The following is a 13,124-nucleotide window of genomic DNA, read 5'->3' on the forward strand; positions in this document are numbered from 1 at the left end:
TATGTCGGACGATCTCATCAAGACGATCTTCGGACGGCTCTCGATCGAGAGCTTCCCGATCCACGAGCCGATCCTGATCGGCACCTTCGCGATGGTGGCGCTTGGCGGCGCCGCGCTGCTGGGTGCGCTGACCTATTTCCGGCTCTGGGGCTATCTCTGGAAAGAGTGGTTCACCAGCGTCGATCACAAGAAGATCGGCATCATGTACATCGTGCTGGCGCTGGTCATGTTCCTGCGCGGCTTCGCCGACGCGCTGATGATGCGCGCGCAGCAGGCGATCGCCTTCGGCGGCAACGAGGGCTTCCTGCCGGCGCACCATTATGACCAGGTGTTCACCGCGCACGGCGTGATCATGATCTTCTTCGTGGCGATGCCGTTCGTCACCGGGCTGATGAACTACGTCGTGCCGTTGCAGATCGGCGCGCGCGACGTCAGCTTCCCCTTCCTGAACAATTTCAGCTTCTGGATGACGGTCAGCGGCGCGGTCATCGTCATGATGAGCCTCTTCGTCGGCGAGTTCGCGCGCACCGGCTGGCTGGCGATGGCGCCGTTGTCGGGGATCGACTATTCGCCCGATGTCGGAGTCGATTACTACGTCTGGGCATTGCAGATCGCGGGCGTCGGCACCTTGCTCTCGGGCGTCAACCTGCTCGCCACCATCATCAAGATGCGCGCGCCGGGCATGGGCCTGATGCAGATGCCGATCTTCACCTGGTCGGCGCTGGTCACCAACGTGCTGATCGTCGCGGCCTTCCCGGTGCTGACCGCGGTGCTGGCGATGCTGAGCCTCGACCGCTACGTCGGCACCAACTTCTTCACCAACACCGGTGGGGGCAACCCCATGATGTACACCAACATGATCTGGATCTGGGGCCACCCGGAGGTGTACATTCTCATCCTCCCCGCGTTCGGTGTCTTCTCGGAGGTGGTCTCCACCTTCTCGGGCAAGCGGCTGTTCGGCTATACGTCGATGGTCTACGCGCTGATCGTCATTTGCATCCTGTCGTACCTGGTGTGGCTGCACCATTTCTTCACGATGGGCTCGGGCGCGAGCGTCAACAGCTTCTTCGGCATCACGACGATGATCATCTCGATCCCGACGGGAGCGAAGATCTTCAACTGGATGTTCACGATGTATCGCGGGCGCATCCGGTTCGAGCTGCCGATGATGTGGGCGGTCGCCTTCATGCTGACCTTCGTGGTCGGCGGTATGACCGGCGTGATGCTGGCGGTTCCCCCGGCCGACTTCCAGTTCCACAACTCGCTCTTCCTGGTGGCGCACTTCCACAACGTGATCATCGGTGGCGTGCTGTTCGGCATGTTCGCGGGCGTGAACTACTGGTGGCCCAAGGCCTTCGGCTTCAAGCTGGACAAGTTCTGGGGGACGATCAGCTTCTGGTGCTGGGTGGTGGGCTTCTGGGTCGCGTTCACGCCGCTGTACGTGCTGGGCCTGATGGGCGTGACGCGTCGCCTGCGCGCCTTCGACGACCCCAGCCTGCAGATCTGGTTCGTGATCGCGGCGATTGGCGCGCTGATCATCGCCGCCGGGATCGGTGCGATGCTGATGCAGTTCTACGTGAGCATCCGCGACCGCGAGAAGCTGCGCGACTTCACCGGCGATCCGTGGAACGGCCGCACGCTGGAATGGGCCACCTCCTCGCCGCCGCCGGCCTATAACTTCGCCTTTTCGCCGGTGATCCACGACCTCGACGCGTGGCACGACATGAAGCAGCGCAAGGCCGAGCGGCCGACCGAGGGCTTCCGCGCGATCCACATGCCCAAAAACACGGGCGCGGGGATCATCCTGGCGGGGCTGTCGACGGTCTTCGGCGTCGCCATGATCTGGTACATCTGGTGGCTCGCCGTGCTCGCCTTCGTCGCGCTGCTCGCCGTCGCGATCGGCCATACCTTCAACTATGACCGCGACTTCCACATCCCCGCGGAGGATGTCGTGAAGAACGAGGACGTGCGCACCCGCGCGCTCCAGAGCGCGGGGATCTGAGACCGATGAGCACGATGACGCAGACCCCGCCCGGCGCGGAGAACCCGGTCTTCTACGACCTGGACGAGCATGAGCACCCGCCGGGCCACAGCACGATGCTGGGCTTCTGGCTCTACCTGATGAGCGACTGCCTCATCTTCGCGATGCTGTTCGCCGCTTATGGCGTGTACGGCGGCAGCTACGCGGGCGGGCCGACCGCGCGCGAGCTGTTCGAGCTGCCGCTGGTGGCGGTGAACACGACGATGCTGCTGCTGTCGTCGATCACCTACGGCTTCGCGATGATCAGCGCGGACGAGCGCAAGCAGGGCGCGGTGCTCGGCTGGCTCGCGGTCACCGCACTGTTCGGCGCGGCCTTCCTCGCGATCGAGCTCTACGAGTTCAGCAACCTGATCCACGAGGGCGCGGGGCCGCAGCGCTCGGCGTTCCTCTCGTCCTTCTTCACCCTGGTGGGGACGCACGGGCTGCACGTCACCTTCGGCCTGATCTGGCTGGGGACGCTGATGGTGCAGGTGTCGCGCCGCGGGCTGGTCGACGCCAACCTGCGCCGGCTGCAGTGCCTCTCGCTGTTCTGGCACTTCCTCGACGTCATCTGGATCGGCGTCTTCACCTTCGTCTATCTGCTGGGAGTGCTACGCTGATGGGCGCCGAGACGCATCACGGCCATGCCGCCGACCACGCGCACGGGCACGGGCATGACGACCCGCACGGCGGCGCCGCGCACGGCTCGCGCAAGGGCTATTGGATCGGCTTCCTTCTCTCGGTGCTGCTCACCGCCCCTGCCTTCGGGCTGGTGATGAGCGGCGTCATCGCCGACCCGCGGGTCACCGCGGGCATCGTGATGGCGCTCGCGATGGTGCAGATCGTCGTCCACATGATCTACTTCCTGCACATGAACACCAAGTCGGAGGCGGGCTGGACGATGATGGCACTGATCTTCACCGTGATCATCGTCGTGATCGTGATCTCGGGCTCGCTCTGGGTGATGTATCACATGAACCTCAACATGATGCCGTCGATGAAGGCGGAGATGTCGAGCGCCGGCATGTGACCCGGCGACACGTCTTCCTGGCGCTGGCGGTGCTCGGCACCGCCCTCCTCGCCGGGCTGGGCGTGTGGCAGGTCGAACGGCGCGCGTGGAAGCTCGCGCTGATCGACCGGGTGGAGCGCCGCCTCGCCGCCGCCCCGGTCGCGGCGCCACCGCGCGCCGAGTGGCGGGGGATCGACGATGACAGCGCGTATCTCCGCGTCCGCGCCACCGGCCGGTGGCGCGCCGCGGCCCCGGTGTTCGTCCAGGCGGTGACCGACTATGGCGGCGGCTATTGGGTGCTCGCCCCGCTCGACACGCCGGGCGGCACGATCCTGATCAACCGCGGCTTCGTCCCGCTCGGCGACCGCGCCGCGATCCGCACGCCGACAGGCGAGGCGAGCGTCACCGGGCTGCTGCGGGTGACCGAACCGGACGGCGCCTTCCTCCGCGACAACGATCCCGTCGCTGATCGCTGGTACTCGCGTGACACGGCGGCGATCGCGCGCGCGCGCCGCCTTGAGAAGGTCGCGCCCTATTTCATCGACGCCGACGCGAGCGGCACGACGGGCTGGCCGCGCGGCGGGCTGACGGTCGTCCGCTTCCGCAACACGCACCTGATCTACGCGCTGACCTGGTTCACGCTGGCGGCGATGATGGCCTATCTCGCGTACCGGATCGCGCGCGCGCCGCGGGACGCGTGAGCGGCTCGGCCCCGTGCTCCTGCGAACGCTGGAGCTCAGTGAAGCGAGCGCCATCCTGCGTGCCTCTGGGTTCCTGGGTCCTCAGGAACACCGCCAGGTGTTTACCCGAGGAAGTTCAGCTCCCATGCGAAACGCGCTAGTCTAACCTCATGCCTCACCTCGCCAACATGCTCGGACCGCTCGCGCGCGGCGGGCCGGGCGGACGCAACGTCCGCCTGCTCGCACTGCTGCGCTGGCTCGCGGTGGCGGGGCAGCTCGCCGCGATCCTGCTCGTCCATTTCGTGGTCGGCGTTCACCTGCCACTGGTGCCGATGCTTGGCGCGCTGGCGGTGCTGGTGGCGCTCAATGTCGCGGTCAACCAGGTGGTCGAGCGCCGCCCGATCACCAACGCCGCGCTGTTCGCCACCTTGCTGGTCGATGTCGCCTGCCTGACGACGCAGCTCTATCTCAGCGGCGGGGTGAGCAACCCGTTCGTCACGCTCTTCCTGCTCCAGGTCGTGATCGCGGCGCTGCTGCTGCGCGGCTGGACGAGCTGGGCGATGGTGGTGATCACCAGCACGCTGTTCGCCTGGCTCGCCTGGGCCGCCCCGCCCTTCCCGCTGCCGCACTTCTGGGCGTCCGAGCTCTCGATTCCCTATGTCGCGGCGAGCTGGTTCAACTTCACGCTCACCGCGACGCTCCTGGCGCTGTTCGTCACCCGCATCGTGCGCAACGTCTCCGAGCATGACGCGCGGCTCGCCGCCTTGCGCCAGCGCGCCGCCGAGGAGGAGCACATCGTCCGCATGGGGCTGCTCGCCAGCGGCGCGGCGCACGAGCTCGGCACACCGCTCAGCTCGATCGCGGTGATGCTGGGCGACTGGCGGCGTGAGCCGGCGATCGCGCGCTCGCCCGCGCTGCTCGCCGACCTTGATGACATGCGTGCCGAGGTGACTCGCTGCAAGGACATCCTCAGCCAGGTACTGCTCGCCTCGGGCGAGGTGCGCGGCAACGCGCCGGTGCGGACCACGCTGCGCACCTTTCTCGCCGGCATCGTCGACTCGTGGAACGAGAGCAAGGGGCCGACCGCGTCCTACGAGCATCTGATGACGAGCGACCCGCGCATCGTCGCGGACAAGGCGCTGGCGCAGACGATCACCAACCTGCTCGACAACGCGGTCGAGGCCGGCGCCAGGACGATCACCTTGTGCGCCTGGTGGGACGGCGACCGGCTGGTGCTGGCGGTACGCGACGACGGCGCCGGCTTCCCGCAGTCGATCCTCGAGGGGCTGGGCAAGCCCTATCTCAGCACCAAGGCGCGGCGCGGCGCCGGGCTGGGCCTGTTCCTGGCCGTCAACGTGCTGCGAACACTCGGCGGCACGGTATCGGCGCGCGTGCGCGAGCACGGTGGCAGCGAGGTGACGCTGACGCTGCCGCTCGCCGCAATCTCGATCCCGGAGGAGACATCATGAGCGCGCGCCGCCTGCTGATCATCGAGGACGATGCGGTGTTCGCGCGCACGTTGGCGCGCTCGTTCGAGCGACGCGGCTATCAGGTGCGCGCGATCACCGACCCGGAGGAGCTCGACACCGCCACGGCGGAGCTGAGGCCGGACCATGCGGTGGTCGACCTGCGGCTCGGCAGCGCCTCCGGGCTGACCTGCGTCGAGCGGCTGCACGCGATCGATCCGGCGATGCGGATCGTGGTGCTCACCGGCTTCGCCAGCATCGCCACCGCGGTGGAGGCGGTGAAGCTGGGGGCGACCAATTACCTGTCCAAGCCGGCCAACTCGGACGATATCGAGGCGGCCTTCCAGGCTTCGGGCGAGGGTGACGCCTCGGTCGAGCTGGTCGCGCATCCCACCTCGCTGCGCACGCTCGAGTGGGAGCATATTCACCAGACGCTGGCGGACTGCGGCTTCAACGTCTCCGAGGCGGCGCGGCGGCTCGGCATGCACCGGCGCACCCTGGCGCGGAAGCTGGGCAAGCGCCATCTCTAGGGTCGGAAAGAGAAAATCCTGTCTCCCGTCATCCCGGGTCAGGCCCGGGGTGACAAGAGTGGGGCGAGAGACTGGTCGCAGTCGTCGCCGTGGCGGCGCCTACGCCCCGAACCGCACCTTCGCGCCCGCGTAGAAGTAGCGTCCCAGCGATGAGATTGGCTGATCGATCGAGTCGACCGACGGCCGCTGGTTCGCCAGATTGTTGACGCCGACGTAGAAACCGACGCCCTGGTCCGGCGCGACCTGCACCTGCACGTCGTGCTGCCACAGCTCCTTGTAGCGCAGCAGCGCAGCGGGGGCGTAGTCGGGATTGTTGTCGGTGGTCAGCTTGGCGAAGCGGCGGGTCGCGTCGAACCAGCGCAGGTTGTAGCTCAGCGTCACCTCGCCCAGCGACCAGGTCGGCGAGAAGACGAAATTGTACTTGGGGCGGTTGAACTGATCGACCTGATCCTCGACCTGTGCACCCGGCGTCGCAATCTGCTCGAGCTTGTTGAGATAGCCGCCGACGAAGCGGATGTCGAACGTCCCCGCCGAGGCGGTGCGCAGCACGTAGCTGATGTTGAGGTCGAGCCCGGCGGTGGCGTAGCGCGCCACGTTCTGCGGCTGCACCGTATAGCCGTTGATGTATCCGGTGCCCTGCCGGCGCCGGATCGCGGCACAATAGACGTTGTCGAGCGTCGGCTGGTCGACGCAGAGGTTGGCGATCGTATTGGCGTCGGCGATGCTGATCGCGTCGTCCAGGCGAATGTCGTACCAGTCGGCCGAGATCGTCAGCCCGGGCAGGAAGCGCGGGCGCAGCACCGTGCCCGCGGTCCAGGTGCGCGCGGTCTCCTCCTTCAGCCCCGGGTTGCCACTGCGCGAGCCATTGATCAGCACCGCGGCGTCGGGGTTGTTCGCCGCGGTGAAGGCCGCCGGATCGGCGCCGAGCCCGTTGATCAAGGTCGCGCAATTGGCCGCACGGCTCGACGTTCCGGCGTTGCGGTTCTCGACGTAGCATGGGTCGGAGAAGAAGTTGGTGGCCGGCCCGACCGGCGCGAACAGCTCGCCGATGTTGGGCGCGCGCACCGCCTGGCTGTAGCTGCCGCGGAAGCTGATGTCGCGCACCGGCGCCCAGACGCCGTTGAACTGATAGGCCTTGGTGCTCCCGATCGTGGAATAGTCGGAATAGCGGCCCGCCGCCCCGACCGAGAGCGTCTCGAAGAAGGGCCGGTCGCGCAGCAGCGGCACGTCGATCTCGCCGAACACCTCCCATACGTCGAAGGCGCCGCGCGATGGCGAGATCACGAAGGTCGGGTCGAACTTGTTGCCCTCGTCATATTGGTACCATTGCTCCCCGGTAAGGAAGCTGTTGGGGTCGAAGCGACTGGTCTCGCGCCGATACTCGCCGCCGAGCGCGAACTTCACCGGCCCCCCGGGCAGGGCAAACAACGCGCCGAAGTCGCCCGTCAGCGCCGCGCTCGCCACCGACTGGGTGACGCGCGCGCTGCTGACATTGTTGTTGGTGGCCCAGGCCAGTGCCGCCGGATCGGTGACGTTGACCCCGAAGGTGTTGATCGGGAGACAGCCGCTGTTCGGCCCCGGCGTGAAGCTGACCGTGGGCACCTGCACCGCGGCGGGGTTGAGGTTGGAGCGGCACGTCGGGCGACCGGTGGAGGGATCGGTCACCACGTCGAGTCCGGCGTAATAGCGGTCCTCCCAACGGTCGTTGAGCTTGGTGATCCGCACGTCGGTCTGGCCGTAGGTGTAGGACACATCGTAGCGCGCGTGGTCGCTCACCGCGCCGGTGGCCGCGATCACGCCGCGCCACGTGCGCCGGCGATCACTCTCGCCCAGCCGCGGGAAATCGGTGTTGTTGCGGTTGGACGAGATCACGCGCTGCGCGTTGGCCAGCGCGGCATCGCGCAGATTGATCGGCAGGTAAGGGTTATCGAGCGTGAAATCGCCAGTGTAATTGCCCGTGAAGCCGCCGAAGGTGGTGGCGGTCGACTGGACGAACTTGCCCTCGAGGCTGAGCTGGAACGCGTCCGAGAAATCGTAATGGGTCAGCAGGTTGACCGCGTGGCGCTCGGTCTTGGGCAGCAGGTCACCGACATAGCCAGCGACCGAGGTGGCGCTGCCGCCGCTGGCGAAGCCGCCCCCCGCGTCGGTCCCGGGATCGTAGAGCGAGCCGTCGCCGTTGTAGAGCGTGCCGCCGATGTCGATCACGCCCGCGGGCGAGCCGCCGGGATAGCGCAGGTCGCCCGCCAGCACCTGCTGATAGGTGCCCGAGCCCGGCCCGGCGTAAGCGGGGTTCGACACCGTGTAGAGTCGGTTCCGGCGGCGCAGGACGGAGCGGTCGTCGTTCTGGAGCGGGTCGTCGGCGTTATACTCGTAATATGCGGTGACGTTGCCGCGTCCGCCCCCGAAGTTCTTGCCCGCCATCAGCGAGGCGAAGCGGTTGCCGGCGTCGCCCTGCTCCGAGATGCCGAACTGGGTGCGGCCCGCGACGCCGTCGAAGTCACGCTTGAGGATGAAGTTGACCACGCCGGACACGCCGTCGGCGCCGTACACCGCCGAGGCGCCGCCGGTGAGCACGTCGACGCGCTCGATCAGGTCGGTCGGCAGTGAATTGATGTCAACCGCCGCGCTATCGATCTGCCCCGAGACGTGGCGCCGCCCGTTGACCAGCACGAGCGTCCGCGCCGAGCCGAGCCCGCGCAGGCTGAGCAGGTTGAGCCCCGCCGCGCCGTACAGCTGGTTGTCGGGCCGGTTCGGGCCGGCGCTGTCGGCATTGTCGAGCGAGGTGGTCAACGCCGGCACGCGCTGGAGGAAGGTGGTGACGTTGGTGTTGCCCGACTGCTGGATGCGCTGGCTGTCGAACGAGACAATCGGGTTGGGCGCCTCGAAGTCGGGGCGTGCGATGCGCGACCCGGTGACGACGATGTCCTCGTCGGAGCCCGTGCCGGATGTGTCGGGAGCGGCGTCGGCGGGTGCCGCCGCCTGCGCCCAGGCCGGCACCGCGGAGACACAGGCGAGTGCGCCCGCGAGCAACAGGGCTCGCGACGAGAGCTGAGACGGCATCCTGTTTCCCCTTCGGATCGTGCCGGCCCCTGCACGCCGGCTTCTTCTTTCCCGCAACAACGTCTTCCGGGCTAAAAAGTTTCTAATTGTTAACAACCTGGCGCAACCGGATCTTACGCAAGGTGTTGATGTGACGTGACATACGGGGGGAAGCTCGCGCGTGCCGCGGGTTGGTCCCGGCGCTCGGTGGTCGCGGCGCTCTCGATGGCCGCGGCGGGTGGCTGCGCCGCGCGGCGCTCTCCCGATACGATCAGCCTCTGGGCGATGAGCTACGAGGGCGATTACTCGCCGATGCTCATGCCCGGCTTCACGCGCGCGACCGGGGTTCCGGTCGAGGTACAGACGCTGCCCTGGACCGCGGCGCACGAGAAGCTGCTCACCGCCCAGGCCGGCGATTCGCTGCCCGACGTGTTCATGTTGCCGGACGGCTGGGTCGGCGAGTTCGCCCTGATCGGTGCCCTGGCGCCCGTCACCGACCCCGCGCTGCTCACCGGCTTGTTCCCGGGCGTGAGCGCGGCCACCGGACCGGATGGTCGGCCCTATGCGGTGCCCTGGTCTGTCGCGCCGCAGGTGCAATATTACCGCCGCGACCTGCTGGAGCGCGCCGGCTATGCCGCGCCGCCCGAGGACTGGGATTCGTGGCGCCGCATGGGGCAGCGGCTCAAGGCGCGGGCACCCGACGACTATGCCTTCCTGATGCTGCTCAACTGGTGGGACTCGCTCTTCACCTTCGCCGGTCAGACCGGCGCCAACCCGCTGCGCGAGCGCGACACGCGCGGCAACTTCCGCGATCCGCGCTTCCGCGACGCGCTCGCCTTCTACGTGTCGCTGTTCCGCGAGCGGCTCGCCCCGCCGGCATTGTCGACCGAGGTGCAGGATCCTGTCGCCGCCTTCGCGCAGGGCTATTTCGCGGTCTATCCGTACGGCCCGACCCTGACGCTCGACCTGCACCGCCGCGCCGCCGAGATCCCGGCCGCGCTGTGGAGCACCGCGCGCATGCCCGGCCCTCAGGGTCCGGGGCGAGTCTCCGGGATCGCGGCGAGCCTGTGCGTGTCGGCGCGTTCGCGCCGGCCGGCCGCCGCCTGGGCATTGGTTCGCCACCTCACCTCGCCCGCAAGCGAGCTGACCTACCAGCGGCTGATCGGCACCCTGCCCGCGCGCGCCGCCGCGTGGGCTACCCCGCAGCTGCGCCAACCCGCGCTCGCCGCCTTCGCCGAGCAGATGCGCGCTCCGACGCGCGAGCCGATGATCGTCGAGTGGGAGCGGATCCGCATCGAGGTGCAGCTGATCGCCGAGCGGGTCGTACGCGGCCAGCTCGGCATCGACGCGGCGCTCGTCGCGATGGACGATCGCGTCGACCGCCTGCTCGCCAAGCGCCGCGCGCTGGTCGAAGCGGGACGGCTGACATGACGCGACAGGAGCGCACCGCCTGGGGCTTCGTGCTGCCGGTGCTCGCGATCATCCTGTTCGTCTTCGCGCTGCCGACCTTGCTCGCGCTGGCGCTGAGCGTCACCGATTACTCGATCTACGCGCTCGCCGACTGGGGCGCGTTGCGCTTCGTCGGGCTCGGCAACTTCACCGGCTTGCTGACCACGCCGCTGTTCTGGCGCGCGCTCGGCAACACGGCGCTGTTCGCGCTGCTCGGCGTTCCCATGGCGATCGGCACCTCGTTGGCGGCAGCGCTGCTTCTCCACGATGCCAGCGTGCGCTGGAAGCCGCTGTGGCGCGTGCTGCTGTTCGCGCCCTATGTCACCAGCGTGGTGGCGACCGCGGTGGTGTGGCGCTTCCTGCTCAACACGCGCTTCGGCCTGCTCAACCGCGCGCTCGGCTGGATCGGCGTGCCGCCGGTCGACTGGCTTGGCGACCCGCACGCCTCGATCCCCGCCATCCTGCTATTCGTCACGTGGAAGATCTTCGGCTACAACATGATCGTCTTCACCGCGGCGCTGTCGGCGGTGCCGCACGACCTGATGGAGGCGGCGCGGCTCGACGGGGCCTCTCGTTGGACACGCTTCCGCCACGTCACCTTGCCCGCGATCGGACCGACCTTGCTGCTCGCCGCGGTGATGAGCGTCGCGGGCTTCCTCCAGATCTTCGCGGAGCCCTATGTCATGACGCTGGGCGGCCCGGCACAGAGCACGACCACGGTGCTGTATTTCATGTTCGACGAGGGCTTCAAATGGTGGAACCTCGGACAGGCCTCGGCGGTGGCGTTCATTCTCTTCCTGATGATCCTCGCGCTCACCTTCGCGCAGGCGCGGATCGGGCGGCGCTACGAGTGGCTGTGACCCGCCGCCGCTGGCGTGCGATCGCCGCCAACGCCGCGGTCGCGGCGGCGACGCTGCTCACCGCCGCCCCGCTGGTGTGGATGGTGCTCGTCTCGTTCATGCCGCGCGGCGAGTCGAGCCGCTTCCCGCCGCGGCTGTGGCCGTCGCGCTGGTCGTGGGAGAATTACCACGAGCTGCTCGCGCGCCGGCTGATCGACGGCGCGTGGTTCGACTATCGCATCGTGCCCGCGCTGTGGAACAGCCTCGCCGTGGCGGGACTGTCGACGCTGCTGGGGCTGCTGCTGACCGTGCCTGCCGGCTACGCCTTCGCCAAGCTGCGCTTCCGCGGTCGCGAGCGACTGCTCCAGCTGCTGGTCGGCGCGCTCGTGGTGCCGGGGCAAGTAGCGATGCTGCCGCTGTTCCTGATCTTCAAGGAACTCGGGCTGGTGAACAGCTACGCCGGGGTGATCCTCCCCTCGCTGGCGGGCATCTTCGCGATCCTGTTCGTACGCCAGGCGGCGCTATCGATCCCCGACGAGATGCTCGACGCGGCGCGGCTCGACGGCGCCAGCGAGCGGCGCATCTTCGCGCAGATCGTGCTGCCGCTGCTCGCCCCGATCACGGTGACGCTCGCGCTGTTCATGTTCCTGGGCAGCTGGAACGACTTCCTGTGGCCGCTGATCGTGCTGGCCGACCAACATCTCTACACGCTGCCGGTCGCGGTCGCAGCGATCTCGCGCGAACATGCCGCCGACGGCGAGCTGATGATGGCGGCGGCGGTGGTGACGACGCTGCCGGTGCTGATCCTCTTCGTGCCGCTCCAGCGCTACTATATCAGCGGACTACTCGGCGGCAGCATCAAGGGCTAAGGCGGGGCGCGGATAGGCGCGGCCGTCGCGGTCGAACAGATGCGCCGCCTCGGGCGCGACCGCGAAGCGCAGCCGCTCGCTCAAGGTCACGGCCCGGTCGCCAGGGAGCTGCGCCACCACCGACGGATGATCGCCGATCGTGCCGAGATGCGCGAAGGAGAGCGGGCCGAGCCGCTCGAACAACTCGACCGCGCCGGTGAAGGCGCCGTCGTCGGCGGGGTGAAGGTTCTCGGGGCGCACGCCGAGCGTCGCTGCTTGGCCGACCGCGGCGGACGGGACCGCGACCGCGACTCGTAGATCGGCGCCGTCGGCGAGCCGCACCGTCGCGCCGTCGTGGTCGGCCGCGGCGATCGTCACCGCGAGCAGGTTCATCCCCGGCGAACCGATCGCGGCGGCTACCTCCAGCGTTGCGGGCTCGGCGTAGAGCGCGAGCGGCGGGGCGACCTGCTCGACCCGCCCCGCGCTCATCACGACGATGCGGTTGGCGAGCGTCATCGCCTCGAGCTGGTCGTGGGTAACATAGATCATCGTACTGCCGAGCTGCTGGTGCAGGCGGGCGAACTCGTGCCGCATCTTCACGCGCAGCGCAGAGTCGAGATTGGAGAGCGGCTCGTCGAGCAGCAGCACCTTGGGACGACGAACGATCGCGCGCGCGATCGAGACGCGCTGGCGCTGCCCGCCGGACAACGCCTTGGGCCGGCGCGCGAGCAGCGGCATCAGGTCGAGCGCCTCGGCCACCTCCTCGACGCGTTGGCGCACCTCAGCCTTGCCGAGCCGCGCGACCTTCAGCGGGAAGGCGATGTTCTCGTAGACGGTGAGATGCGGGTAGAGCGCGTAGGACTGGAACACCATCGCGAGCTCGCGATCGGCCGGCGCGGCGTCGGTAACGTCGCGGCCGCCGATCAGCACACGGCCAGCGCTCGGCTCCTCCAGCCCGGCAATGAGGCGGAGCAGCGTCGACTTGCCGCAACCCGAGGGGCCGACGATCACCACGAACTCGCCGTCGGCGATGTGGAGATCGGTGGGTCGGAGCACGTCGCTGGCGCCGAAGCGCTTCGCTAGCCCCTGGATGTCGACGCTGGCCACGATGCGGAGTGTCGCTGGTTAACGGAGCGGTGACAAGGGGTGGCGTCCTTCGGTCCTCCCCGCTCGCGGGGGAGGGGGACCAGCCGCAGGCTGGTGGAGGGGGGCTTCCGCGAGCGCTGCGCTGTAGGGAGAGCCCC

11 protein-coding genes are annotated in these 13,124 nt (G+C 68.4%); 9 read left to right on the plus strand and 2 right to left on the minus strand.

Translation table 11 applies throughout. The features are described 5' to 3' along the window. Position 1: 1 nt before the first annotated feature. From cyoB to FHY03_RS00690, 6 genes are all read left to right on the plus strand, one after another. Positions 2–2,002, plus strand: coding sequence for a cytochrome o ubiquinol oxidase subunit I (gene cyoB, locus FHY03_RS00665; protein ID WP_183928110.1), 2,001 nt, complete (start codon positions 2–4; stop codon positions 2,000–2,002). A 5-nt stretch (positions 2,003–2,007) separates the two neighbouring features. Beyond that, on the plus strand, positions 2,008–2,640 hold the full coding sequence (cyoC, locus tag FHY03_RS00670; RefSeq protein WP_183921149.1) for a cytochrome o ubiquinol oxidase subunit III: 633 nt from the start codon (positions 2,008–2,010) through the stop codon (positions 2,638–2,640). Beyond that, entirely contained in the window at positions 2,640–3,050 is a 411-nt protein-coding gene (gene cyoD / locus FHY03_RS00675; protein ID WP_183928112.1) for a cytochrome o ubiquinol oxidase subunit IV, read from the plus strand. Before cyoC ends, cyoD begins: the two co-directional genes overlap by 1 nt. Beyond that, the gene (locus FHY03_RS00680; RefSeq protein WP_183928114.1) at positions 3,047–3,730 is read left to right on the plus strand and encodes an SURF1 family protein; all 684 of its coding nucleotides are present in this window, start codon (positions 3,047–3,049) and stop codon (positions 3,728–3,730) included. The genes cyoD and FHY03_RS00680 overlap by 4 nt, the downstream gene beginning before the upstream one ends. Positions 3,731–3,897: 167 nt before the next feature. Continuing rightward, positions 3,898–5,178, plus strand: a complete 1,281-nt coding sequence (locus tag FHY03_RS00685) for an ATP-binding protein (RefSeq protein ID WP_183921152.1) — start codon at positions 3,898–3,900, stop codon at positions 5,176–5,178. Further along, positions 5,175–5,705, plus strand: coding sequence for a response regulator transcription factor (locus FHY03_RS00690; RefSeq protein ID WP_183921153.1), 531 nt, complete (start codon positions 5,175–5,177; stop codon positions 5,703–5,705). The genes FHY03_RS00685 and FHY03_RS00690 overlap by 4 nt, the downstream gene beginning before the upstream one ends. Before the next feature lie 99 nt (positions 5,706–5,804). Here FHY03_RS00690 and FHY03_RS00695 read toward each other — a convergent pair whose 3' ends face one another. Next, positions 5,805–8,765, minus strand: coding sequence for a TonB-dependent siderophore receptor (locus FHY03_RS00695; protein WP_183928117.1), 2,961 nt, complete (start codon positions 8,763–8,765; stop codon positions 5,805–5,807). Positions 8,766–8,900: 135 nt separating this feature from the next. On the opposite strand from FHY03_RS00695, the gene FHY03_RS00700 reads away from it, so the two are divergent. From FHY03_RS00700 to FHY03_RS00710, 3 genes are read left to right on the plus strand one after another with little or no spacing between them, the layout of a single operon-like run. Then, the gene (locus tag FHY03_RS00700) at positions 8,901–10,175 is read left to right on the plus strand and encodes an extracellular solute-binding protein (RefSeq protein ID WP_183921155.1); all 1,275 of its coding nucleotides are present in this window, start codon (positions 8,901–8,903) and stop codon (positions 10,173–10,175) included. Then, complete coding sequence (locus tag FHY03_RS00705) at positions 10,172–11,053, plus strand: carbohydrate ABC transporter permease (RefSeq protein ID WP_183921156.1); 882 nt, start codon at positions 10,172–10,174, stop codon at positions 11,051–11,053. The genes FHY03_RS00700 and FHY03_RS00705 overlap by 4 nt, the downstream gene beginning before the upstream one ends. After that, positions 11,050–11,901, plus strand: a complete 852-nt coding sequence (locus FHY03_RS00710) for a carbohydrate ABC transporter permease (RefSeq protein WP_311721267.1) — start codon at positions 11,050–11,052, stop codon at positions 11,899–11,901. The genes FHY03_RS00705 and FHY03_RS00710 overlap by 4 nt, the downstream gene beginning before the upstream one ends. Here the strand turns inward: FHY03_RS00710 and FHY03_RS21255 are convergent. After that, entirely contained in the window at positions 11,875–12,987 is a 1,113-nt protein-coding gene (locus FHY03_RS21255) for an ABC transporter ATP-binding protein (protein WP_183928119.1), read from the minus strand. The two genes, FHY03_RS00710 and FHY03_RS21255, sit on opposite strands and share 27 nt — an antisense overlap. Between the last annotated feature and the right edge of the window lie 137 nt (positions 12,988–13,124).

It is taken from the genome of Sphingomonas sp. BK345 (genome assembly GCF_014193845.1).
Lineage (GTDB): Bacteria > Pseudomonadota > Alphaproteobacteria > Sphingomonadales > Sphingomonadaceae > Sphingomonas.

What these genes read in the sequence shown, in the direction of transcription:
- cyoC (WP_183921149.1), top strand. Translation starts at nt 2,008, where the DNA reads ATGAGCACGATGACGCAGACCCCGCCCGGCGCGGAGAACCCGGTCTTC.
- cyoD (WP_183928112.1), top strand. Translation starts at nt 2,640, where the DNA reads ATGGGCGCCGAGACGCATCACGGCCATGCCGCCGACCACGCGCACGGG.
- FHY03_RS00705 (WP_183921156.1), top strand. Translation starts at nt 10,172, where the DNA reads ATGACGCGACAGGAGCGCACCGCCTGGGGCTTCGTGCTGCCGGTGCTC.
- FHY03_RS00695 (WP_183928117.1), bottom strand. Translation starts at nt 8,765, where the DNA reads ATGCCGTCTCAGCTCTCGTCGCGAGCCCTGTTGCTCGCGGGCGCACTC.
- FHY03_RS00685 (WP_183921152.1), top strand. Translation starts at nt 3,898, where the DNA reads ATGCTCGGACCGCTCGCGCGCGGCGGGCCGGGCGGACGCAACGTCCGC.
- FHY03_RS00690 (WP_183921153.1), top strand. Translation starts at nt 5,175, where the DNA reads ATGAGCGCGCGCCGCCTGCTGATCATCGAGGACGATGCGGTGTTCGCG.
- cyoB (WP_183928110.1), top strand. Translation starts at nt 2, where the DNA reads ATGTCGGACGATCTCATCAAGACGATCTTCGGACGGCTCTCGATCGAG.